This window comes from Nocardiopsis sp. JB363, from assembly GCF_900143625.1.
Classification (GTDB): domain Bacteria; phylum Actinomycetota; class Actinomycetes; order Streptosporangiales; family Streptosporangiaceae; genus Nocardiopsis.
Genome location: NZ_FRFF01000200.1, coordinates 14,297 through 36,408, shown reverse-complemented (window position 1 = coordinate 36,408; position 22,112 = coordinate 14,297). Strand labels below are relative to the sequence as shown.

The following is a 22,112-nucleotide window of genomic DNA, read 5'->3' as shown; positions in this document are numbered from 1 at the left end:
TCAGTGCTGGGGAAGCAGGGTCGGCCAGTCGAAGAGGTAGATCGATCCGACGATGACGCCGATGGTGAGCAGCGGGGTGACGACCTTCTTCTCCACGGGGCCGTCGGTGACGAAACCTCGGCCCTGGCCGATGCGCTTCTTCCAGAACGGCCAGAAGATCGGGACGCCCATCTTGGTGATCATGTCGCCGAAGAAGTGCAGGATGACGCCGAAGGCGACCGCGAGTCCCAGCCAGGTGTAGTTCAGCCCGGCCGCGTACAGGCCCAGGGTGATCGCCGCCGTGCCCAGGGCGTTGATGATCCCCGAAGCGGCCCGGTTCTTGTCCAGACCGAAACCCAGCCCTTGGAGCGCGATACCGATGAGCAGGAACACGAACACCTGAACGGCCAACTCCGACCACAGGGCCAGGAACGTGACCAGGGCACCCATCAACGCGGCGAAGAAGAACGAGTGTGTTCCCATCCGGTGACCGCCGAAGGCCCAGTTCAGAATGTCACTGAGGATCTCGGTGACCTTTCCGTAGGTCTTGGTCACCGTCGCGCTCTTGTGGTCCACGTCGGGCAGGAGAGCCGCCCCCGCGCACACCAGAGATCCGGCGACGATCTCGCCCGGCCCCAGCTCGAAACTGAGCCCGAGGAATTCCTTGCCTTGGACGAGCGGAACGACCGCCATCCAACCGACCACGCCGCTCAGTGCGTGAGAGTGCCCCATCATGGCGGGAACCGTAGCGGAAGTCGACTATTCGCCGCGAATCGGAGTTTGGTTTTCGGTCGACCGTTGGGGGCACTTTCGTCACTCGGGCCCCGCGAAACGTCCCTGATTCCCGGGGTAGGAGTCGAATGTGTTGCGATATCCCGCCTCACCTCGGAGATGATTGACGCTCCTCACAACCTGTTGGTAGACAACCAACCACCCCCAGGTGGCCTGGCCACCACCCCACGATGAACCGACAGGGGCCGTCATGACACAGCACCGACCTCCCTCAGGCACCCTTCTTCGACGGACAGTGGCCTCCACAGGCGCGCTGATCCTGGTCGGGGGCCTGTCCGCGGTACCCGCGGCGGCCGAGGAAACCGACGCGAACACCCTCACCGTGGCCATCGCCCAGCAGGTGGACTCGTTCAACCCCTTCACGGCGCAGTTGGCCGTCACCACCAACATCCTCCGACACGTCTACGACAGCATCGTGACGGTCGACCCGGAGACCAACGAGCCCGCGCCCTCCCTCGCGGAGAGCTGGGACTCCTCCGACGACGGTCTGACCTGGACCTTCAACCTCCGTGACGACGCCTACTTCACCGACGGCGAGCAGCTCACCGCCGACGACGTCGTGTGGACGTTCACCACCATCATGGAGAACGACGCCGCCTCCATCGCCTCCGGCAACTACGTCGCCGGGTTCGAGGAGGTCACCGCCGAGGACGACCAGACCGTCGTCATCGAACTGAGCGAACCCCAGGCCACCATGACCGCGCTCAACGTCCCGATCGTGCCCCGGCACGTCTGGGAACCGATCGTGGAGGAGGAGGGCGAGGACTTCTCCGACTACGCCGGCGACGACTTCCCCACCGTCGGCAGTGGACCCTTCGTCCTCACCGAGCACGCCCGCGGCGAGCACATCCGGCTGGAGGCCAACCCCGAGCACTGGCGCGGCGCCCCCGGCTTCGACGAGCTGTACTTCCGCTACTACTCCGAGAAGGACGCCGCCGTCGAGGCGCTGCGCAGCGGAGAGGTCTCCTTCGTCTACGAACTGACCGACGCCCAGGCCACCTCCCTGGAGTCGACCGACGACATCGCCGTCAACATCGCCGACGGCAAGCGGTTCCAGGCCTTCACCATCAACCCGGGCGCCGAGACCCAGGACGGCGAGGCGTTCGGTGACGGACACCCCGCACTCCAGGACCTGACCCTGCGCCAGGCCATCGTCATGGGCATCGACAACGAGGAGATCGTCCAACAGGGCGCCAACGGACAGGCCGTCGCGGCCGGCGGCTACATCCCGCCGCGCTACACCGACTTCCACTGGTCGCCCGAGGGCGAGGAGGCCATCCTCGACTTCGACCCGGACGCCGCCAACGAGATGCTCGACGAGGCCGGCTACGACAGGGGCGACGACGGCGTGCGCGTCTCGCCCGACGGCGACCGCCTCGAACTGCGCATGCACGTCCACTCCGACCGCCCGGACAACGTCCAGGCCGGACAGGTCATCACCGAGCGCCTCGCCGACATCGGCATCGAGATCGACAACCAGACCGTCGACCCGGGCATCCTGAGCGACGCCCTCTACGACGCCGAGTACGACCTCATCTTCACCGGGTGGACGGTCAACCCCGACCCCGACTACGTGTTCAGCATCCACACCTGCGACGGGCTGCCCACCGAACCGGGCACCATGCAGGGCGACGCCTACTTCTGCGACGAGGAGTACGACGAGCTCTACGAGGCGCAGCTGAGCGAGTACGACCACGAGGCCCGCGCCGAGATCGTCCACCAGTTGCAGGAGATCCTGTACCGGGAGGCCGTGGTCAACGTCCTGGCCTACCCGAACATCATGGAGGCCTACCGGACCGACCAGATCGAGAGCATCCAGCTGGAGCCGACCGAGGGCGGCAACATCTGGGGCCAGGACGGCTACTGGGCCTGGTGGTCCGCCCAGCCCGCGGAAGGCGGCTCCGCCGCGAACAGCGGTGGGATCTCCACCGGGGTGGGCATCGGCATCGGCGCCGTGGTCCTCGTCCTGCTGGCCGGTGGCGCCTTCCTGTTCTTCCGTAACCGCTCCACCGTGGAGGACCGCGAGTGACGACCACGCCCACCGAGGCGGACGGACCGGACGGGGCGGGGACGGACGAGCTCCCCGCCCCGGCGGCCCCCGGGGGTGGGGGCCGGGCACAACGGGTCATCGCCTACGTGTTCGGCCGCCTGCTGACCGCGGCCGTTTCCCTGTTCGCCGTGATCGTCGCCGGGTTCTTCCTCTTCCGGATCCTGCCCGGCGATCCCGTCCGCGCCATGACGGAGGGACGCGAGGTCACCGCCGAACAGCGCGAGGAACTGCGCCGCCAGTTCGGCCTCGACCAACCCGTGTGGCGGCAGTTCCTCGACTACGCCGAGGGGCTGCTCCACCTCGATCTGGGCGTGTCCTTCCAGTACCGCGAACCGGTCGTCGACCTCATCCTGGAACGCCTGGGGCCGACACTCCTGCTCGCCGGCACCGGCACGATCATCGCCGCCCTGCTCGGCCTGTTCCTGGGGGCACGAGCCGGTTGGAATCCCGGTGGGCGCGGCGACCGGGTCAACACCGCCGTCGCGCTGTTCTTCTGGTCGGTGCCCACGTTCTGGCTCGGCCTGCTCCTCATCGTCCTGCTGGCCTCCGGCCGCGGCTTCATGCCCGGCCTGTTCCCGACCGGCGGCATGGTCGACCCGGGCCTGACCGGGCCGGTGGAACGCGCGCTGAGCACCGTCCAGCACATGGTCCTGCCGGTCACCACCATGGTGGCCGTCATCTACGCCCAGTACCTGATGATCATGCGTTCCTCCCTCATGGACGAGAAGGGGGCGGACTACCTGACCACCGCCCGCGCCAAGGGGCTGCGCGACGTCCTCGTCAGGCGCAGGCACGCCGTGCCCAACGCCCTGCTGCCCACCGTCACCCTCATCTTCCTCAACCTCGGACAGGTCGTGTCCGGGGTGATCCTGGTCGAGACGGTCTTCTCCTGGCCCGGCCTGGGCCAACTCTTCTACTCCGGCCTGGAAGTCCCCGACCTCGGCCTCGTCCAAGGGCTGTTCGTGGTCTTCGCGGCCTCGGTGATCCTCATGAACCTCCTGGCCGACCTGGTGTATCCGCTTCTCGACCCCCGGGTGCGCCCATGAGCGCCCCCACCGAACCCGGTCTCGGCACGGCGCTCTCGCCCCGTGCCCTGGCCCGGAAACGGCGCCGTGAGGCCCTGGGCCGGTTCGCCCGCGACTACGCGCGCAACCGCGCCGGCCTGTTCGGTCTGGCCTCGCTGCTCACGATCGGCGTGCTCGCCCTGACCGCGCCGCTGTTCGTCGACCAGGCCCACCTGACCATCACCGGCGCACCGGGCGACAGTTACCAGCCCCCCGGCTTCGAATACCCGCTGGGCACCGACAACTTCGGTCGTTCGATCCTGGATCTGATCATCTGGGGCGCGCGCGTCTCGTTGACGGTCGGTCTGCTGGCCACGTTCGTCTCCGTCACCCTGGGCACCCTGGCCGGCATCACCGCCGGGCACTTCGGGTCCTCCGGCGGGGTGGGCGGACGCATCGTCTCCTCGGTGATCATGCGCGTCACCGACTGGTTCCTGGTGTTGCCCACCCTGGTCCTGGCGGTGGCCCTGGCCGCGGTCCTGCCGCGAGGCACCGGCACCATCATCCTCGCCATCGGGCTCACCGTCTGGCCGCCCACGGCGCGACTGGTGCGCGCCCAGACCCTGGCGGTGGAAGCCCGACCCTACGTGGAACGCGCCCGCGCCCTCGGCGGCGGTCACGCCCACGTCATGGGCTGGCACGTGCTGCCGAACGTCATGCCGGTGGTGCTCGCCCAGACCACCCTGCTGGTGGCCACCTCCATCATCGCCGAGTCCACCCTCGCCTTCCTGGGCATGGGCGATCCCACCACCATCTCCTGGGGCGGCATCCTCCAGGCCGCCCGCACCTCCGGGGCGATCAGCGCCGGGATCTGGTGGTACATCGTCCCGCCCGGCCTGGCCATCGCCGTGGTCGCGCTGTCCTTCACCCTGTGCGGGCGCGCGGTCGAGTCCGTCATCAATCCACGACTGAGGGGAGGAGCCGGATGAGCGGCCTTCTCGACGTCCGGGACCTGCGCGTCACCTACACGACCAGCGGGGGCGAGATCCCCGCGGTACGCGGCGTGAACCTGTCCCTGGACCCCGGTGACACCCTCGGTGTGGCGGGGGAGTCCGGCAGCGGCAAGTCCACCGTGGCCCTGGCGCTGCTGCGCCTGCTGCCGGCCACCGCCCGCGTCACCGGGGACATCCTGCTCGAAGGCGAGAACGTCCTGGAGATGAAGTGGGGGCGCCTGCGCGCCGTGCGCTGGGTCGGCGCCTCGGTGGTCTTCCAGGGGGCCATGCACTCCCTCAACCCGGTCAAGCGGATCGGCGACCAGATCGCCGAGCCCCTCCTGCTGCACCGGACCGTGAAGCCGGACCGGGTCGATGCCCGGGTCACCGAACTCCTGGAACAGGTGGGCCTGCCCGTCTCCCGCACCCGGGACTATCCCCACCAGCTGTCCGGGGGACAACGCCAGCGGGTGATGATCGCGATGGCCCTGGCCTGCGAACCGCGTCTGATCATCGCCGACGAGGCCACCACCGCCCTGGACGTCATGATCCAGGCGCAGATCCTCGCGCTGCTGCGCGGATTGGTCGAGGAGACCGGCATCGGCATGCTGATGATCAGCCACGACCTGTCCGTGCTGGCCGCCACCTGCGACCGGCTCGCGGTCATGTACGCCGGTCGGATCGTGGAGGAGGGGCCGGCGCGGGACGTGGTGCACCGGCCCGCCCACCCGTACGCGAGCGCGCTCAGCGCCGCCTTCCCCAAGATCGGCGACCCCGCCTCCCGGTTGGCTCCACGCGGGCTTCCGGGCGATCCGCCGGATCCGGCCGACCCTCCGTCGGGTTGTGTGTTCCGACCTCGGTGCGCCGTGGTCGAGTCGGTGTGCGCCAGCGTCGATCCGCCCCTGTGGCCGGTCCACTCCGGCGCCGACGGAAACGCCGACCGGTACGCGGCGTGCGTGCACGTGGGCCCGGGGCCGCTCGTGAAGGAGACCAGCGCAGAGGAGACGAGCCGTTGAGCGCCGACACCGCCCCCCGCCCGCCCGTTCTACGGGCCGAGTCCGTGGAGGTGGCCTTCACCGCCGGGTTCGCTCCGGGCGGAGGCCGTGGCACCGCCCGTGCCGTGGACGGCGTCCACTTGGAGGTCGCGCCGGGGGAGATCGTGGCCCTGGTCGGGGAGTCGGGCTGCGGCAAGACCACCCTGGCCCGCACCCTCCTCGGGCTGGAACGGCCCACCGCCGGCCGGGTGCTGTTCGAGGGTGAGCCGCTGCGTTATCGGTCTCGTGACCTGCGCGCCTACCGGCGTCGGGTGCAGTTGGTGCAGCAGGACCCGATGGGTTCGCTCAACCCGCGGCGCACCGTGTACGAGTCGGTGGTCGAGGGGCTGCGCGTCCACGAGGGCACCGCCGTCGACGAGTTGGAGCGGGTGGAACGGGCGCTGTCCCGTGCCGGGCTGCGGCCACCCGAACGCTTCCTGTCCCGCTACCCGCACGAGCTGTCGGGAGGGCAGCGCCAGCGCGTGGTGATCGCCGGGGCCCTGGTCCTGGACCCCGAGGTGCTGGTGGCCGACGAGCCGGTGGCGTCCCTGGACGCCTCGGTGCGCGGCGAGATCCTGCGCCTGCTGCTGGAACTGCGCGACGAACTGGGGCTGTCCGCCCTGGTGGCCACACACGACCTCGGCCTGGCCTGGAACATCGCCGACCGGGTGGCAGTGATGTACCTGGGTCGGGTGGTGGAGCTGGGCACGGTGGAGGAGGTGCTGGCCTCGCCCGCCCACCCGTACACGCGCGCCCTGTTGTCGGTGTTGCCCGACTCCGGGGTGGACGAGGGGCCGGTGGTGCTCAGCGGCGAGCCGCCGGACCCCAAGCAGGTGCCCTCGGGGTGCCGTTTCCACCCGCGCTGCCCGGTCCTGTCCTCTGGTGCGGCAGAACGGGCCGGGGTGGCCGACCTGTGCACGAGCGTGGACCCCGCGATCCTGAGCGGAGGGGCCGAGCGTCGGGTGGCCTGTCACTGGGCGGCCGTCGACGAGTCCGGCCGCCTGCCCGAACAGGCCACCTGACCGCGGACGTCTCCGGGTTTCGCGATCCGACACCTCCTCCCCCCCCCGGCCGGTTGCGGCCGGGGGGAGACCCCACCGACGCGGAACAGGGGAACCGCCCGCGCCGTTGGCACGAGCATGTCGACCACCGAGAAGACCACGCTCGGACCACGGGACCCCGCGCCACCACCCGGGCCCGTGTTCACCGACCGCGACTTCTGGCACGGCGCCGACCTGGATCTGGACGCCTACCTGGACAGGGTGGGCCTGCCCGCCGATCTGCCGCCGACCCTGGACACCCTCACCGCGGTGCACCGCGCCCATCTCGCGGCGATCCCCTTCGAGAATCTCCAGTTGCTGCTGGACCGTCCCGTCCCGCTGGACGTGCCGTCCCTGACGGACAAGATGGTCCACCACCACCGGGGCGGCTATTGCTACGAGCAGAACCTGTTGCTGGCCGCGGTCCTGGACCGGCTCGGGTTCACGCTCACCGCGTTCAGCGCCCGGGTGCTGATGGGCGGAGACGGGCGCCCCCGTCCTTCCACGCACGCCCTGTCGCGGGTGGACCTGGAGGGTGCGTCGTGGCTGGTGGACGTCGGTTTCGGTGGGGGCGGCCCGTTGGAGCCCTTCCCCTTCGTGGACGGACACCAGACCTCCCAGGACGGTTGGGACCTGCGGCTGGACCGGAAGGACCCGGGCGGCGCCGGGCCGGAACGGGAGGTGCGCGAGTTGCGGGTGGAGGAGGTGGGGAAGGTGCTGCACGAGGTCTTCGGCATCCACCTCGACCAGCGGGAACGAGAGGTGGTCGAGGAACGGGTGCGCGGCTTTCTCGGAATGTGACAGGCATCACATTATGCGGGTGTCGGAATCGGCTCGGATCCCGACCGCACGAGAAGCGTGTGGCCGGCGGGGGTGCCGGGTCCGGGTCGAAACGCCCGCCCGGCCGCCCTCGACCCGGTTGGGTGATCGCACATGTTCACCGTCGCGGATCCCCGGGCAGGACCTTGGAGGTGTCACTCCGAGGGAGTCAGCCCATGTCCCGCATGACCACGGAAGACGTTCACGAGTACATCAACGGGATCTGCTTCAAGACCGGCCCTCCGGGCAAGGTCGGAGCCGAGACCGAATGGCTCGTCATCGACCCTGAAAGACCCACCGCGCCCGTCGCCATCGACCGTCTCGCGGAGCTCGTGGAGGCCTGTGGCCCCCCGCCCGCGGGAAGCCGGATCACCTTCGAACCGGGCGGCCAGATCGAGCTCAGCTCACCGGCGCTGCCGGGGCCGGCCCGGGCCCACGAGGCCCTCGCCGTCGACCTACGGCATATCGAGAAGACGCTCGCGGACGCCGGACTGTACCTGGCCGAGACCGCTCTCGACCCCGTACGACCGCCCGCACGTCAGCTCCGAACCCCCCGTTACACGGCGATGGAGCGTTTCTTCGACGGGCACCGTCACGCCAGTGGCCGCACCATGATGTGCAGTACCGCGTCCATCCAGGTGTGCCTGGACAACGGTGCGGACGCCGCCGACCTCCGCGGACGCTGGGAATTCCTGCACCGCCTCGGCCCCGTGCTGGTCGCGGCCTTCGCCGACTCGGCCGTCTGGCGAGGACGCCCCACCGGCTGGAAGTCCACCAGGTGGGCCATCTGGGCGGCCACCGACGCCACCCGCACCCGACCCGTCCTGGAACCGGGCACCGGTACCGACCCGGCCACCGCCTGGGCCGAGTACGCCCTGGGGGCGCGGGTGATGGCCCTGTCGGAGATCTCCGGCGGGGGCGGTGAGTGGATCGCCGATCCGGGAATCACCCTGGCCGACTGGGTCGACGGACGGGGGCCGCGTTCGATGACCCTCGACGACCTGGAATTCCATCTGAGCACCCTGTTTCCCCCCATCCGCCCGCGCGGCTGGTGGGAACTGCGCATGATCGACACCGTGCCCCTGCGCTGGTGGCCGGTCCCGGTGGCGCTCGCCGCCGCCCTGACCGAGGACCCACGGGCCAGGGCCACCGCCGAGGAGGCCACCGAACGCCTGTGCCGCGGCGCCGCGCCCACACCCACGCTGTGGCTGCGCTCCGCCCGTCTGGGGCCGGAGGACGCCGAGGTCGCCGCGTGCGCGCGGACCTGCTTCGACGCCGCCGTGGAGGCCCTGCCCCGCATGGGCGCGGCCGCCCTGGCCGCACTCGTCGACGAGTACGCCGACCACTACGTTCGACGCGGCCTGTGCCCCGCCGACACCACCGTCCAGGTGCCCGAACCACGCCTCGCCCATCCCGGAGGTTCGTCGTGAGCCACGAACAGGAACGAGTCAAGGAACGCATCGCCGCCGAACTCGACCACAGCAGGCGGCACAGCAACGAGCTGACCATCGACGCGCTCGACGAGTCCGAACTGCTCGCCCAGCACTCACCGTTGATGTCGCCCCTGGTCTGGGATCTGGCGCACATCGGCAACTACGAGGAACAGTGGCTGCTACGGGCCGCCGGCCGACGCCGGGCCCTGCGCCCGGACATCGACGGGCTCTACGACGCCTTCGAGAACCCGCGCGCGGACCGGGTCACCCTGCCGCTGCTGCGCCCCGACGAGGCGAGCGAGTACAACGCGCGGGTGCGGCGAGAGGTCCTCGACACCCTGGAGAGCGCCGACCTGTCCGCGCCTTCGCCGACGACGCCCGACCGGACCGCCCCCTCGGGGCCGTCCTCCCTGCTGGAGGCGGGCTTCGTCTTCCACATGGTCGTCCAACACGAGTTCATGCACGGGGAGACCATGCTCGCCACCCACCAGCTGCGGCGCGGAGCTCCCGTCCTGCTGGAGGAAGCGCCCGTCTCCGCGCCGGTCAGCCCGCCCCGGGCCCGGGAGGTCCTGGTTCCGGCAGGCCCCTTCACCTTGGGCACCGACGACGACCCATGGTCCTTCGACAACGAACGCCCCGCGCGTACGGTCGACCTGGCCGCCTTCTGGATCGACACCACCCCCGTGACCAACGCCGCCTATCAGGAGTTCATCGGCGACGGCGGTTACCGGAATCCCCGCTGGTGGAGCCGGGACGGTTGGGAGTGGCGTTGCGCGAGGGACGCCGTGGCCCCGGCCTTCTGGGCCCTGGAGGACGGTCGCTGGACCCGACGTCGTTTCGGTCGCCGCGAGGACGTACCGCCGAACGAGCCCGTTCAGCACGTGAGCTTCCACGAGTCCGAGGCCTATGCCCGCTGGGCGGGCAAACGACTGCCCACCGAGGCCGAGTGGGAGAAGGCGGCCCGGTACGACCCCGCCACCGGACGCTCCCACCGTTTCCCCTGGGGCGACGCCGAACCCGAACCGCGCCACGCCGACCTCGGCCGACGCCGGCTCGGTCCCGCGCCCGTGGACGCCCACCCCGACGGCGCCTCCCCGCTGGGGGTGCGTCAGCTCGTCGGCGGTGTCTGGGAGTGGACCTCCACCACCTTCCACGGCTACCCGGGCTTTCACGCCTTCCCCTACCCCGAGTACTCGGAGGTCTTCTTCGACGACGGCTACAAAGTGCTGCGCGGGGGCTCTTGGGCCACCCACCACACCGCCGTGCGCTCCACCTTCCGCAACTGGGATCACCCGATCCGACGGCAGATCTTCAGCGGGTTCCGCTGCGCACGCGACGCGGACCGCGACTGATGTGCCGTCATCTCGCCTACCTGGGGCCGCCGCGCACTCTGCACGAGCTGCTGTACGCGGCGCCCCACTCACTGTGCGTCCAGTCCTGGGCGCCCCGCCGTCAGCGGTACGGCACCGTCAACGCCGATGGGTTCGGAGTCGGCTGGTACCCGACCGAAACCGGGACGGGTGAGCCGGCGGAGCCCCTGCGCTACCGCAGGGCCATGCCCATCTGGGGAGACGCGTCCTTCGCCGATGCGGCCCGCGCCATCACCTCCGGGTGCGTGGTCGCGGCCGTGCGCGACGCCACCATCGGCTTCGGCTCGGAGGAGTCCGGAGCCCAGCCCTTCCGCGCCGACCGGCTGCTGTTCAGCCACAACGGGGCCGTCGAGGACGACGAGGCGGTGGCCGCCGCGCTCGGTTCCCCGATGCCCTCGGGGGCGCTGGACGCCCGTTCCCCGGTGGACTCGGCCCCACTGTTCGCACGCACACTGCGCCTGTGGCGGGCCTCCGGCGACCTGTCCGGTGCCCTGGCCGCAGTGGTGCGTCACGCCCGTGAACACTCCCGCGGCCGCTACAACCTGCTGGCCGGGGACGGCGGGATGATCGTCGGCACGACCGCCGGGGACACCCTGTTCACCCTGCGTCGACCAGGACGCGCGGCGGGGGAGGGCGACGAGGTCTTCCTGGCCTCCGAACCCTTCGACGAGGGGCGCGGCTGGCGGGAGGTGCCCGAGGAATCGGTGGTGGTCGCCACCCGCGAACACACCGACGTCCGGCCGATCGGCTGACCAGCGGGGAAACAGGAGACAGCATGTTCCGGATCGACCGAAACCTCACCGCGGACGACCTCGACAAAGCCCTGCGCGACGACGTCGCCGAAGGCCTCACCGCCCATCCCAAACGGCTCCCGCCCAAGTGGTTCTATGACGAACACGGGAGCGCCCTGTTCGAGGACATCACCCGGCTGCCCGAGTACTACCCGACCCGCGCCGAACGCGCCATCCTCGAACGACGCTCCGACGAGATCGCCCGGGCCGCCGACGCCGTCACCCTCATCGAGCTCGGATCCGGGTCTGGGGTCAAGACCCGGCTGCTGCTCGACGCCCTGGGCCGCCACGGTCCCCTGAAGCACTTCGTCCCCGTCGACGTCAGCGGTGACTTCCTCGCGGACTCCGCCCGACGGGTCGCCGACGATCATCCGGGCCTGGACGTGCACGCCGTGGTCGGCGACTTCGAACAACACCTGGGCCTGCTGCCGGTCGGCGAACACGACGGTCGCAGGATGCTCGCCGTCCTGGGATCCACCATCGGCAACCAGGCGCCCGCCGAACGCGCCGTGTTCCTGCGCGACGTCCGCGGAGCGCTCGACCCCGGCGACACGCTCCTGCTCGGCGCCGACCTGGTCAAGGATCCGGCGCGCCTGGTCGCCGCCTACGACGACGCCCAAGGCGTCACCGCCGCGTTCGACCGCAACGTCCTGTCCGTGATCAACCGGCGGCTGGGCGGCGACTTCGACCCGACGGCCTTCGACCACCTGGCCGTGTGGAACGCCGAGCACGAGTGGATCGAGATGCGCCTGCGCGCCCGGACCCGTCAGCGCGTCCGTGTGGCCGACCTCGACCTGGAGGTCGTCTTCGAGCCCGGCGAAGAGATGCGCACCGAGATCTCCGCCAAGTTCCGCCGCGAAGGACTCACCCGGGAACTGGACACCGCGGGGTTCACCCTCACCCATTGGTGGACCGACCCGGCCGGCGACTTCTCCCTCAACCTGTCCACCGCCCGCTGAGGCGTCCGCCGACCTCGCGCCCCGGATTCCGGTACGCTCGTCCCGTGTTCAAGGTAGGAGTTTTCGGCGCCGATGGGCGCATGGGGTCAGAGGTCGTCAAAGCGGTTCAGGCCGCCGACGACATGGAACTCGTCGCGGGCGTGGACGCCGGCGACGACCGTGAAGCGGTGCTGGGGGCCGACTACGTCGTCGACTTCACCCACCCCGACGTGGTGATGGACAACCTGCGGTGGTTGATCGACAACGGCGTCCACGCCGTCGTCGGCACCAGTGGTTTCGACGAGACGAAGCTGGCGAGCATCCGCGCGATGCAGGACGCGAAGCCGGGTGCGAAGGTGCTCATCGCCCCGAACTTCGGTATCGCCGCGGTGCTGATGATGCACTTCGCGAAGAAGGCCGCGCCCTACTTCGACTCCACCGAGATCATCGAGCTGCACCACCCGAACAAGGCCGACGCGCCCAGCGGCACGGCCTACCGGACGGCCGAACTGGTCGCCGAGGCCCGTCGCGAGGCCGGCAGCGAGCCGATGCCGGACGCCACCACCTCCGAGATCCCGGGCGCCCGCGGCGCCGACGTGGAGGGCGTTCGCGTCCACGCGCTGCGCATCCAGGGTCTGATCGCCCACCAGGAAGTGGTGTTCGGCACCGACGGCGAGACCCTGAAGATCCGCCACGACTCGATGAACCGCGCCTCGTTCATGCCGGGCGTCCTGCTCGGCGTGCGCCGCGCCGCGGACCTGCCCGACGCCCTGACTCTGGGCCTGGAGCCCATCCTGGGCCTGGACTAGCCGCACCCGTTCTCGAAGGGGGCCGCCCGGTGGGCGGCCCCCTTCACGTGTTCAGGCGCCGCGGCGGCAGGTGAAGAAGAGCTGTACCTCGGGTCGGGCGTCGGGGTCCGTCGGCTCGAAGGTGACCACACGCTCGTCCTCGATGACCAGCCCGGCGTTGGTGACCACCTCGCGCAGCTCGTCCCGGGGGTAGCCCGACACGCGGATCGCCGAACCCAGGAACGGGATCGGCTCGTCGTCGAGGTCGGACTCCACCATGGACAGGCACAAAAGGCCGCCCGGGGCCAGGGAGGCGCGCACACGGCCCAAGGCCAGGGCGATGCGGTTCTTGGGCAGGCACAGCAGCGAGAAGAACGCCACGATGGCGTCGTAGGACGTCTCGACCGGGTCCAGGTCCATGATGTCGGCCTGACGGAACTCCGCCCCCGGGACGTTGACGCGGGCCAGTTCCAACATGCGTTCGGAGATCTCGAAACCGGTCACCCGGGCACCGGCGTTGACCAGTTGGAGGGCGGTCGGCAGGCCGGTCCCCGATCCCAGGTCCAGGACGTGCGCTCCTTGGGGGAGGGAGTCCAGCAGACGTCGGACGCAGGCCTCCTGCCCCTCCTTGTTCGGGAACGCCTCTTCGTAGCGTTCCCCGATGGCGTCGAAGGCCTCGGCCTGCTCGGCGCGGCGTTCGGCCCACGCTACGGGGTCCGGGGCGAGGTCACGTTGGTCTGTGTGGTCACTCGGCACGGCGGTGGTCTCTCCCTGATGATGCGGGTTGGGAGGCGAATCCTAGCCGGACATGTGTCCGATGTGGTGCACGCTCAGATACTTCCTGGCAGAACGGAGTGTCCGTTCTCCAGGTAGACGGGCACTCCGGTGTGGTCGTCCACGTGGACCCCGGCGATCATGCGGAGCGCCGTACCCCCGACCAGGTATTCGTCCAGCTCCCGCGGCGGTACCCAGGCCCACCCGGACAGTTCGTCCTCGGGGAGGACGAACTCCTCCGAGGACACCTCCACCCGGAACAACCAGTGCAGGGCGGCGGTGCGCGGCGGAGCGGGCGCCGCCCAGTCCATCACCAGCAGGGCCCGGGGCGACGCCGACACCCCGAGTTCCTCGGTGACCTCCCGCAGACACGCGGTCAGGGGCGACTCCTCGGCCTCCATGATCCCCCCGGGGATGCCCCAGGGCCGATCGGGCATGTACACCCGCCGCACGAGCAGCACGTCGCCCTCGACCGAACGAATGAGCGCTCCCGCCGATCCCCGGGTGGCCGGCAGGGACGCGAAGAAGTCCTCTTCGCTCCGTTCCCTCATCCGAGGGAGCCCAGAGCCAGGGCGAGCGAGAACAACACGCCGAAGGCCATCTGGAGTTTGCCAGTCTCGCCCAGGCCCAGCACCAGGTCACGGCCGACCTGGCCGCCCAGCACCCGGCGCAGCGGCGGCACCGCCAAGGGAGCCGACAACAGCACCAGCGGCACCCACCAGGACAGCGGCAGCAGGGCCAACGCGAACACGAACGAGGCGACGATCATCCCCGCGAACACGCGGCGGGTACCGGTCTCGCCCAGACGCACCGCCAGGGTGACCTTCCCGGCCTCCGTGTCGGTGGGGATGTCGCGCAGGTTGTTGATCACCAGCACCGAGCAGGACAACAACCCGACCGGTACCGACGCCACCCACGCCTGCCAGGGCGCCGACTCCAGTTGCACGAACACGGTGCCCACCACGGCCACCACACCGAAGAACACGAACACCGAGACCTCGCCCAGGCCCCGATACCCATAGGGGGTGCGGCCACCGGTGTAGTACCAAGCGGCGGCGATCGCGGCCACGCCGACCAGCAGCAGCCACCACGAGGTGGTCGCCACCAGCACCAGACCGACGAGCCCGGCGAACGCGAAGCTTCCCAAAGCCGCAGCCAGCACCCGCTCGGGCGCGGCCAGCCCGGAGGCGGTCAACCGGGTGGGCCCGGTCCGTTCCTCGGTGTCGGTGCCCTTCACCCCGTCGCTGTAGTCGTTGGCGAAGTTCACCCCCACCTGCAGGGCCATCGACACCACCAACGCCAGAAGGGCCTTCCACCAGACGAACCCGTCCAAGGCGAAGGCCAGCGCGCTCCCCACCGCCACGGGCACGATCGAGTTCGGAAGTGTGCGGGGGCGCAGCCCCGAGACCCATTCACTGACCGTGGCCACGTGCCGGTCCTCCAGTTTCCACCCAGGGCGCGTCAAGGCACGCCGCAACGACCACCCCACGGTAGTCCCTGCTCGAAGTCGGCCCGAACCCTACTCGGAGATGGCCGCGTGCAGCCGCACCATGGGCACCAGGCGGCCCATGTCGATCTCCCTACGGGCACCGTCGGCTCGCCACCCCGACGCCTCCACGAACGACCTCAGCGCGTTGTCCTCCTCGGGGGTCCACACGTGCACCGTGCCGAACCCGCCCTCCACCAGATGGTCCACGCACGCGTTCAGCAGCCGACTGCCGTGCCCCTGACGGGCACGCTCGGGATCCACGTGCAGGGCGAACACCTCGGCGTCCTTGGCCGGCCACAGGTCGGGGTCGCCGGCCGGGCCGAAGGCGGCGAATCCCACAACGGTGCGCGCCCCGTCCACCTCGTCGGTGGCCACGACCAACCGGTGCTTGGACGTGGGAGGTGATTCCAGCGCCGTGGTCCACTGCTCCCGGAAACTCTTCCGTGCCTGCTCACCGGACATCTCCTCGGCCACCTCGGCGGGCAACAACTCGTCGTACAACGCACGCCACGAAGCGACCTGAAGGTCCACCACCGTGTCCACATCGGCGGCACGGGCGGGACGGACGAACTGTGCACTGGACATGAAGGGCCTCCTCTGGGGGTCCCCGCCCGAAACAAGTGGATGCCGGAGTTTCCGGAGCTTGCCCGAGCATGGGAACATCTACGATGTGAGCCTCATTATCAGAGTTATCGTGAACGCGCTGGCCCTTTGGGCGGCTGTATTCCTGATCGACGGTATCGAGATCCAGACCGACGACACCGTCGGTCAGATCGTCGTCTACCTGATCGTCGGTGCGATCTTCGGCGTGATCAACGCCGTTATCAAACCGATCGTCAAAACGGTCGGCTGCCTGTTCTACGCCCTGACCCTGGGTCTGATCGGGTTGGTCGTGAACGCGCTGCTGTTCATGCTCACGGGGTGGATCGCCGGACTCTTCGAGCTCCCCTTCCACATCGACGGCTTCTGGCCCGCGTTCTGGGGCGCCCTGGTCGTCACCGTCGTGAGCTGGCTGCTCAGCATGTTCCTTCCGGACGGCAAGGACGACTGACCTCGGACACACCCTCGCCACCTCCCGAAAGCGGTGGTCCCCGGGTCCCGCCCGCGTGGCGAGGGCCCGGGGCGGGTAGGTTCACATATCCGGGCTCCACACAACGGTGACGGTCCCTCACCTCGACCGACGAGGACGGGGACCGAACCGAACCGCGCTCCCGATACTCATAGGAGCGACACAGACTTTCCCGCGTCCGGCCCCCTACGGCCGATCGCGGTGGCGGACGCACAGCGCCGCCTCACCCGTGCACGGAGGAAAGCACTCGACACGGGACGCATCAGCTGATTCCCAAGACATGGAGAGGAGGAGGGGCACACGAGGGTCCGACCGCCTCGCGGCGACGGACCCGAGGGCCTTTCACACAAGATGATGGACACCAAGTACCGCCCGTTCGGCAAGATGCTGACCGCCATGGTCACCCCGATGCTCGAAGACGGCGAGCTCGACTACGACGGCGCCGCCAGACTCGCCACCTACCTGGTGGACGAGCAGCACAACGACGGCCTGATCATCAGCGGCACCACCGGTGAGTCGCCCACGACCAGCGACGAGGAGAAGGACCGCCTGCTCCGCAGCGTCGTCGAAGCGGTCGGCGACCGCGCCCAGGTCATCGCGGGGGTGGGTACCAACGACACCCGCCACAGCGTCAGGTTGGCCAAGGCCGCCGAGAAGGCGGGCGCGCACGGCCTCCTGGCCGTCACGCCCTACTACAACAAGCCTCCGCAGGAAGGGCTGATCCGGCACTTCACCGAGATCGCCGACACCACCGAACTACCGGTGATGCTCTACGACATCCCGCATCGCACCGGGACGCCGATCGCCTCCGAGACCCTGGTCCGACTGGCCGAGCACCCGCGCATCATCGCGAACAAGGACGCCAAGGACAACGTCGGCGCCAGCTCCTGGGTCATGGAGCGCACCGACCTGGCCTACTACTGCGGCACCGACATCCTGAACCTGCCGCTGCTGTCGGTGGGCGCCGCCGGTTTCGTCAGCGTCGTCGGCCACATCGTGGGCGCCGACCTCAAGGACATGATCGACGCGTTCGAGAAGGGCGAGGTCGGCCAGGCGCTGGCCATCCACCGCCGTCTCACCCCGGTCTACACCGGCATGTTCCGCACCCAGGGCGTCATCACCACCAAGGCCGTCCTCAACCTCTTCGGTCTTCCCTCGGGCCCGGTCCGCACACCGTTGGCCGACGCCTCCGCCGAGCTCCAGACCCTCCTGCGCGAGGACCTGGCGGCAGCGGGGGTCAAGGGCCCGATCGGGCTCGCCCCGCATCAGGCGGTTCCGGCCAGCGCCGTCCGCATCGAACGTCTCACGGAGGGTTCCGTATGAGTCACCCGCACCCCGAGCTCGGTCCGCCCCCGCCCCAAGGCGAGGGTGTTCTGAGAATCGTCCCGCTGGGTGGACTCGGTGAGATCGGTCGCAACATGACGGTCTTCGAGTACGCGGGCCGACTGCTCATCGTCGACTGCGGCGTGCTCTTCCCCGAGGAGGAGCAGCCCGGTGTCGACCTGATCCTGCCGGACTTCGACTACATCCGGGGTCGCCTGGACGACATCGAGGCCATCGTGCTCACCCACGGGCACGAGGACCACATCGGTGGTGTGCCGTTCCTGCTGCGCGAGCGGGCGGACATCCCGATCGTCGGCTCCAAGCTCACCTTGGCGCTGATCAGCGCCAAGCTGGGCGAGCACCGCATCAAGCCGGAGACGGTCCTGGTGGAGGAAGGGGAACGGCGCGACTTCGGCCCCTTCGACCTGGAGTTCTTCGCGGTCAACCACTCCATCCCGGACGCGCTGGCCATCGGCATCCGCACCCCCGGCGGCTCGGTGCTGCACACCGGTGACTTCAAGATGGACCAGCTGCCGATGGACAACCGCCTCACCGACCTGGCCGGGTTCGCCCGGTTCGGTGAGGAGGGCGTCGACATCCTGCTGTCGGACTCCACCAACGCCGAGCAGCCCGGGTTCGTCGTCAACGAGCGCGACCTGACCGCGGCCATCGACAAGGTGTTCCGCCAGGCGCAGAAGCGCATCGTCGTGGCGTGTTTCGCTTCGCACGTGCACCGCGTCCAGCAGGTCATCGACTCGGCGACCGAGCACGGCCGCAAGATCGCGTTCGTGGGCCGCTCGATGGTCCGCAACATGAACATCGCGCGCGACCTCGGCTACCTCAGCATCCCCGGCGACACCATCGTCGACGTCAAGCAACTCGACAAGATGCCGGCCGACAAGGTCGTCCTGATCTGCACCGGCTCCCAGGGCGAGCCCATGGCGGCGCTCAGCCGCATGGCCAACCGGGACCACCAGATCCGGATCGAGGAGGGGGACACCATCCTGCTGGCCTCCTCGCTCATCCCGGGCAACGAGAACTCGGTCAACCGGGTGATCAACGGTCTGACCCGCTGGGGCGCCAAGGTCGTGCACAAGGGCAACGCCCTGGTGCACGTGTCCGGCCACGCCTCCGCCGGCGAGCTGCTGTACGTGCTCAACATGGTGCGCCCGCGCAACTTCATGCCGGTGCACGGTGAATGGCGGCACATGCGCGCCCACGCCGACCTGGCCAAGCTCACGGGCGTCCCGAACGACCGGGTCGTCATCGCCGAGGACGGCGTGGTGGTCGACGTGTACAAGAACCGCGCGAAGATCGTGGGCGCCGTGCAGGCCGGCTACGTCTACGTCGACGGTTCCTCGGTGGGCGACGTCACCGACGCCGCGCTCAAGGACCGCCGCATCCTCGGCGAGGAGGGCTTCATCTCCGTCGTCCTGGCCGTGGACTCCAACACGGGCAAGATCCTGGGTGAGCCCGAGATCCACACCCGGGGCGCGGGCATCGGCGCGGACGCCTACGACGACGTCATCGACAAGCTCCAGGCCGCCCTGGACAGGGCGGCCTCGGACGGGGTCAACGACCCCCACCAGCTGCGGCAGCTCATCCGCCGCAGCGCCGGCCGCTGGGTGAACGAGACGTACCGCCGTCGTCCCATGATCATCCCGGTCCTGGTCGAGGTCTGACCGTAGGGGACCACCGATCGACGGCCCGGAGCGCACACACGCTCCGGGCCGTTTCCTTCGACACGCCGGTTCGTGTTCGTGCCTCGGGCTGGACGGCTTAGTAGGCTTCCCGCCGTGCCGGGACGCTGTGTCCGGGCCTCTGAGTTCGACCCCGTCCCCGTGGAGGTGACCTCCGATGGCCACGCGTGCCTCCTCTGGTGGTTCCGGGCGCAAGAAGCCCGCCACGCGCAAGCCCGCGGCCAAGAAGCGCATGCCGGACGGGCCCATCGCCTACGTGGTCGCCCTCTTCGGCCAGTTCCTGCTGGTCCTGTGGAAACTCATCGCCCACACTGTGGGCGGGGCGGCCCGCGCGGTCGGACGCAGCGCCCGTGACCTGGACCCGGACCTGCGCCGGGACGGTGTCGGCCTGATCCTGCTCGCCCTGGGCATCCTCGTGGCCGCGGCCGTGTGGTGGCAGAGTGACGGACCCCTGTTGGAGGCCACCCGCATGGTGGTCGTCGGCGGTTTCGGCGTGTTCTCCCCGATCCTGCCGCTGCTGTTCCTGCCCCTGGCCATCAAGCTGATGCGCACGCCCAGCACCGCCAAGGACGGCGATGGGGGCCGGCTCTTCATAGGGGTCACCGCGATCATGCTCGGCCTGCTCGGGCTCATCCACATCGCCCACGGCATCCCGCAACCCGCCGACGGCATGGAGGGTCTGCAGAACGCGGGCGGCATCATCGGGTTCGTGGCCTCGGGACCGCTCAGCTCCGTGGTCACCCCCTGGCTCACCGGGCTGCTCCTGGCCCTGGTCCTGATCTTCGGCATCCTGGTGGTGACCGCCACCCCCATCCGGCGCATCCCCGACCGGCTCCAGATCCTGTTCAGCGCCCTGATGGAACGCGACCCCGGGCCGGACTCCGGCATCGGCATCCTGGGTGCCGAGGCGGAGAAGAAACCCGCCAAGCCGCGCAAGCGCAAGGCCAAGCCCGCCGAGCACGAGTCGGTCGCCGGCGACCACGAGCGCCCCTACGACACCCCCGTGGTCTCCGAAGAGTCCGGGTCGGTCGTCCCGGCCCTCACCGACGAGGCGGAGAAGAAGCCCGCCAAGAGGAAGCCCAAGGCCAAGACCGCGGTCCCCGACCCCACACCGGTGCCCGCCACCACCGAGCAGCTCTCGATCCCCTCCCGCGTGGTCGAGGGCGACTACGAGCTGCCGGTGACCACCATGCTCAAGCCCGGCTCCGCGCCCAAGCAGCGGACCCAGGCCAACGACGACGTCGTGGCCGCCCTGTCCGGGGTGATGGAGCAGTTCAAGATCGACGCCGAGGTCACCGGGTTCACCCGAGGACCGACGGTCACCCGCTACGAGATCGAGCTCGGTCCGGCGGTGAAGGTCGAGAAGGTCACCGCTCTGTCCAAGAACATCTCCCTGGTGGTGAAGAGCGCCGACGTGCGCATCCAGTCGCCCATCCCCGGCAAGTCCGCGATCGGTGTGGAGATCCCCAACACCGACAAGGACATAGTCAGCCTGGGCGATGTGCTCCGCTCCCCGGCGGCCACCACCGACGACCACCCGATGCTGGTCGGCCTCGGCAAGGACGTGGAGGGCTCCAACGTCGTGGCCAACCTGGCCAAGATGCCGCACGTACTGGTCGCGGGCGCCACCGGTGCCGGTAAGTCCACCTGTATCAACGGGCTCATCACCTCGCTGATGATGCGCGCCACGCCCGACGAGGTGCGCATGATCCTGGTCGACCCCAAGCGGGTCGAGCTCACCATGTACGAGGGCATCCCGCACCTGATCACCCCCATCATCACCAGCCCGAAGAAGGCCGCCGAGGCCCTCCAGTGGGTGGTGGGGGAGATGGACCGCCGCTACGACGACCTGGCCGCGTCCGGTTACCGGCACGTGGACGACTTCAACGCGGCCGTGCGCAACGGCGAACTCAAGGCGCCGCTGGGCAGCGAACGCGAATACGAGGCCTACCCGTACCTGCTGGTCATCGTCGACGAGCTCGCCGACCTGATGATGGTCGCCCCGCGCGACGTAGAGGACTCGGTCGTGCGCATCACCCAGCTCGCCCGTGCCGCCGGTATCCACCTGGTCCTGGCCACCCAGCGGCCCAGCGTCGACGTCGTCACCGGTCTGATCAAGGCCAACGTCCCCTCCCGGCTGGCGTTCGCCACCTCCAGCCTCTCCGACAGCCGCGTCATCCTCGACCAGCCCGGCGCGGAGAAACTCGTCGGCAAGGGTGACGCGCTGTTCCTGCCGATGGGCGCGGGCAAACCCATCCGCCTGCAGAACGCCTGGGTCGCCGAGAAGGAGATCCGCGGGATCGTCGAGCACTGCAAGAAGCAGGCCGAACCGAACTACCGCGAGGACGTCGCCGTCGAGGCGGTCAAGAAGAAGGAGATCGACGAGGACATCGGCGACGACATGGACGTGCTGCTCCAGGCCGTCGAGCTGGTCGTCACCACCCAGTTCGGGTCCACGTCGATGCTTCAGCGCAAGCTCCGGGTCGGTTTCGCCAAGGCGGGCCGGCTCATGGACCTCATGGAGAGCCGCGACGTGGTCGGCCCCAGCGAGGGTTCCAAGGCCCGCGACGTCCTCGTGCAGGCCGACGATCTGGCCGCCGTCCTCACCGACATCCGCGGTCACTGACTCTCCCCCGACACACGCCCCGACGCCCGGGTCGCCCGATTTGGTGCGATCTTGGACGCCGCATGGGGCGTGGTGACCTGCGTCGAGTGCCCAGAAGTAGC

Annotated in this window: 20 protein-coding genes; 15 read left to right on the top strand and 5 right to left on the bottom strand. The window is 69.6% G+C overall.

The annotated features are described in order from the left end of the window. Entirely contained in the window at positions 1 to 714 is a 714-nt protein-coding gene (locus BQ8420_RS30145; protein WP_087103757.1) for a metal-dependent hydrolase, read from the bottom strand. Positions 715 to 961: 247 nt separating this feature from the next. Between BQ8420_RS30145 and BQ8420_RS30140 the strand changes: the two genes are divergently transcribed. The 11 genes from BQ8420_RS30140 (at position 962) to dapB (ending at position 13,051) form a co-directional block, all read left to right on the top strand. Further along, entirely contained in the window at positions 962 to 2,800 is a 1,839-nt protein-coding gene (locus tag BQ8420_RS30140) for an ABC transporter substrate-binding protein (RefSeq protein ID WP_087103755.1), read from the top strand. Next, entirely contained in the window at positions 2,797 to 3,867 is a 1,071-nt protein-coding gene (locus BQ8420_RS30135) for an ABC transporter permease (protein WP_087103753.1), read from the top strand. Before BQ8420_RS30140 ends, BQ8420_RS30135 begins: the two co-directional genes overlap by 4 nt. Then, positions 3,864 to 4,814 carry an ABC transporter permease gene (locus BQ8420_RS30130; RefSeq protein ID WP_087103751.1) on the top strand — a complete coding sequence of 317 codons (951 nt, stop codon included), beginning with the start codon at positions 3,864 to 3,866 and terminating at the stop codon, positions 4,812 to 4,814. Before BQ8420_RS30135 ends, BQ8420_RS30130 begins: the two co-directional genes overlap by 4 nt. Continuing rightward, positions 4,811 to 5,833 (top strand): ABC transporter ATP-binding protein, encoded by a 1,023-nt coding sequence (locus BQ8420_RS30125; protein ID WP_087103749.1) that lies wholly within the window; start codon positions 4,811 to 4,813, stop codon positions 5,831 to 5,833. The genes BQ8420_RS30130 and BQ8420_RS30125 overlap by 4 nt, the downstream gene beginning before the upstream one ends. Then, entirely contained in the window at positions 5,830 to 6,873 is a 1,044-nt protein-coding gene (locus BQ8420_RS30120) for an ABC transporter ATP-binding protein (protein ID WP_087103747.1), read from the top strand. Before BQ8420_RS30125 ends, BQ8420_RS30120 begins: the two co-directional genes overlap by 4 nt. A 117-nt stretch (positions 6,874 to 6,990) precedes the next feature. Continuing rightward, positions 6,991 to 7,692, top strand: a complete 702-nt coding sequence (locus tag BQ8420_RS30115; protein ID WP_087103745.1) for an arylamine N-acetyltransferase — start codon at positions 6,991 to 6,993, stop codon at positions 7,690 to 7,692. A gap of 194 nt (positions 7,693 to 7,886) precedes the next feature. After that, positions 7,887 to 9,140, top strand: a complete 1,254-nt coding sequence (gene egtA / locus BQ8420_RS30110) for an ergothioneine biosynthesis glutamate--cysteine ligase EgtA (RefSeq protein WP_087103743.1) — start codon at positions 7,887 to 7,889, stop codon at positions 9,138 to 9,140. Next, a complete protein-coding gene (gene egtB, locus BQ8420_RS30105; RefSeq protein WP_087103741.1) occupies positions 9,137 to 10,495 on the top strand; it encodes an ergothioneine biosynthesis protein EgtB in 1,359 nt (452 codons plus the stop codon). Before egtA ends, egtB begins: the two co-directional genes overlap by 4 nt. Next, entirely contained in the window at positions 10,495 to 11,265 is a 771-nt protein-coding gene (gene egtC / locus BQ8420_RS30100) for an ergothioneine biosynthesis protein EgtC (protein WP_087103738.1), read from the top strand. Before egtB ends, egtC begins: the two co-directional genes overlap by 1 nt. Positions 11,266 to 11,288: 23 nt before the next feature. Next, the gene (gene egtD, locus BQ8420_RS30095) at positions 11,289 to 12,263 is read left to right on the top strand and encodes an L-histidine N(alpha)-methyltransferase (protein WP_087103736.1); all 975 of its coding nucleotides are present in this window, start codon (positions 11,289 to 11,291) and stop codon (positions 12,261 to 12,263) included. A 44-nt stretch (positions 12,264 to 12,307) separates the two neighbouring features. Next, positions 12,308 to 13,051, top strand: coding sequence for a 4-hydroxy-tetrahydrodipicolinate reductase (gene dapB, locus BQ8420_RS30090; RefSeq protein WP_087103734.1), 744 nt, complete (start codon positions 12,308 to 12,310; stop codon positions 13,049 to 13,051). A 51-nt stretch (positions 13,052 to 13,102) separates the two neighbouring features. Here the strand turns inward: dapB and BQ8420_RS30085 are convergent, their stop codons facing one another. The 4 genes from BQ8420_RS30085 to BQ8420_RS30070 all read right to left on the bottom strand — a co-directional run bounded on the left by BQ8420_RS30085 (position 13,103) and on the right by BQ8420_RS30070 (position 15,878). Beyond that, complete coding sequence (locus BQ8420_RS30085; RefSeq protein WP_087103732.1) at positions 13,103 to 13,786, bottom strand: class I SAM-dependent methyltransferase; 684 nt, start codon at positions 13,784 to 13,786, stop codon at positions 13,103 to 13,105. A 74-nt stretch (positions 13,787 to 13,860) separates the two neighbouring features. Next, positions 13,861 to 14,355, bottom strand: a complete 495-nt coding sequence (locus tag BQ8420_RS30080) for an NUDIX hydrolase (RefSeq protein WP_087103730.1) — start codon at positions 14,353 to 14,355, stop codon at positions 13,861 to 13,863. Next, entirely contained in the window at positions 14,352 to 15,233 is an 882-nt protein-coding gene (locus tag BQ8420_RS30075; protein ID WP_087103728.1) for a 1,4-dihydroxy-2-naphthoate polyprenyltransferase, read from the bottom strand. The genes BQ8420_RS30080 and BQ8420_RS30075 overlap by 4 nt, the downstream gene beginning before the upstream one ends. A gap of 90 nt (positions 15,234 to 15,323) precedes the next feature. After that, positions 15,324 to 15,878, bottom strand: a complete 555-nt coding sequence (locus tag BQ8420_RS30070; RefSeq protein ID WP_087103726.1) for a GNAT family N-acetyltransferase — start codon at positions 15,876 to 15,878, stop codon at positions 15,324 to 15,326. Positions 15,879 to 15,963: 85 nt separating this feature from the next. Here BQ8420_RS30070 and BQ8420_RS30065 point away from each other — a divergent pair, with 85 nt between their 5' ends. From BQ8420_RS30065 to BQ8420_RS30050, 4 genes are all read left to right on the top strand, one after another. Further along, positions 15,964 to 16,344 carry a phage holin family protein gene (locus BQ8420_RS30065; RefSeq protein WP_255404919.1) on the top strand — a complete coding sequence of 127 codons (381 nt, stop codon included), beginning with the start codon at positions 15,964 to 15,966 and terminating at the stop codon, positions 16,342 to 16,344. Positions 16,345 to 16,713: 369 nt separating this feature from the next. Then, complete coding sequence (gene dapA, locus BQ8420_RS30060) at positions 16,714 to 17,685, top strand: 4-hydroxy-tetrahydrodipicolinate synthase (protein ID WP_087103722.1); 972 nt, start codon at positions 16,714 to 16,716, stop codon at positions 17,683 to 17,685. Then, positions 17,682 to 19,367: a ribonuclease J gene (locus BQ8420_RS30055; protein WP_087103719.1), complete on the top strand. Its 1,686-nt coding sequence runs from the start codon at positions 17,682 to 17,684 to the stop codon at positions 19,365 to 19,367. The genes dapA and BQ8420_RS30055 overlap by 4 nt, the downstream gene beginning before the upstream one ends. A 175-nt stretch (positions 19,368 to 19,542) precedes the next feature. Further along, a complete protein-coding gene (locus BQ8420_RS30050) occupies positions 19,543 to 22,011 on the top strand; it encodes a DNA translocase FtsK (protein ID WP_087103717.1) in 2,469 nt (822 codons plus the stop codon). Positions 22,012 to 22,112 lie beyond the last annotated feature (101 nt).

Coding starts and splice junctions, on each gene's coding strand:
- BQ8420_RS30145 (WP_087103757.1), bottom strand. CDS start 714: ATGATGGGGCACTCTCACGCACTGAGCGGCGTGGTCGGTTGGATGGCG.
- BQ8420_RS30140 (WP_087103755.1), top strand. CDS start 962: ATGACACAGCACCGACCTCCCTCAGGCACCCTTCTTCGACGGACAGTG.
- BQ8420_RS30130 (WP_087103751.1), top strand. CDS start 3,864: ATGAGCGCCCCCACCGAACCCGGTCTCGGCACGGCGCTCTCGCCCCGT.
- BQ8420_RS30125 (WP_087103749.1), top strand. CDS start 4,811: ATGAGCGGCCTTCTCGACGTCCGGGACCTGCGCGTCACCTACACGACC.
- BQ8420_RS30115 (WP_087103745.1), top strand. CDS start 6,991: ATGTCGACCACCGAGAAGACCACGCTCGGACCACGGGACCCCGCGCCA.
- egtA (WP_087103743.1), top strand. CDS start 7,887: ATGTCCCGCATGACCACGGAAGACGTTCACGAGTACATCAACGGGATC.
- egtC (WP_087103738.1), top strand. CDS start 10,495: ATGTGCCGTCATCTCGCCTACCTGGGGCCGCCGCGCACTCTGCACGAG.
- egtD (WP_087103736.1), top strand. CDS start 11,289: ATGTTCCGGATCGACCGAAACCTCACCGCGGACGACCTCGACAAAGCC.
- BQ8420_RS30080 (WP_087103730.1), bottom strand. CDS start 14,355: ATGAGGGAACGGAGCGAAGAGGACTTCTTCGCGTCCCTGCCGGCCACC.
- BQ8420_RS30070 (WP_087103726.1), bottom strand. CDS start 15,878: ATGTCCAGTGCACAGTTCGTCCGTCCCGCCCGTGCCGCCGATGTGGAC.
- dapA (WP_087103722.1), top strand. CDS start 16,714: ATGATGGACACCAAGTACCGCCCGTTCGGCAAGATGCTGACCGCCATG.
- BQ8420_RS30055 (WP_087103719.1), top strand. CDS start 17,682: ATGAGTCACCCGCACCCCGAGCTCGGTCCGCCCCCGCCCCAAGGCGAG.
- BQ8420_RS30050 (WP_087103717.1), top strand. CDS start 19,543: ATGGCCACGCGTGCCTCCTCTGGTGGTTCCGGGCGCAAGAAGCCCGCC.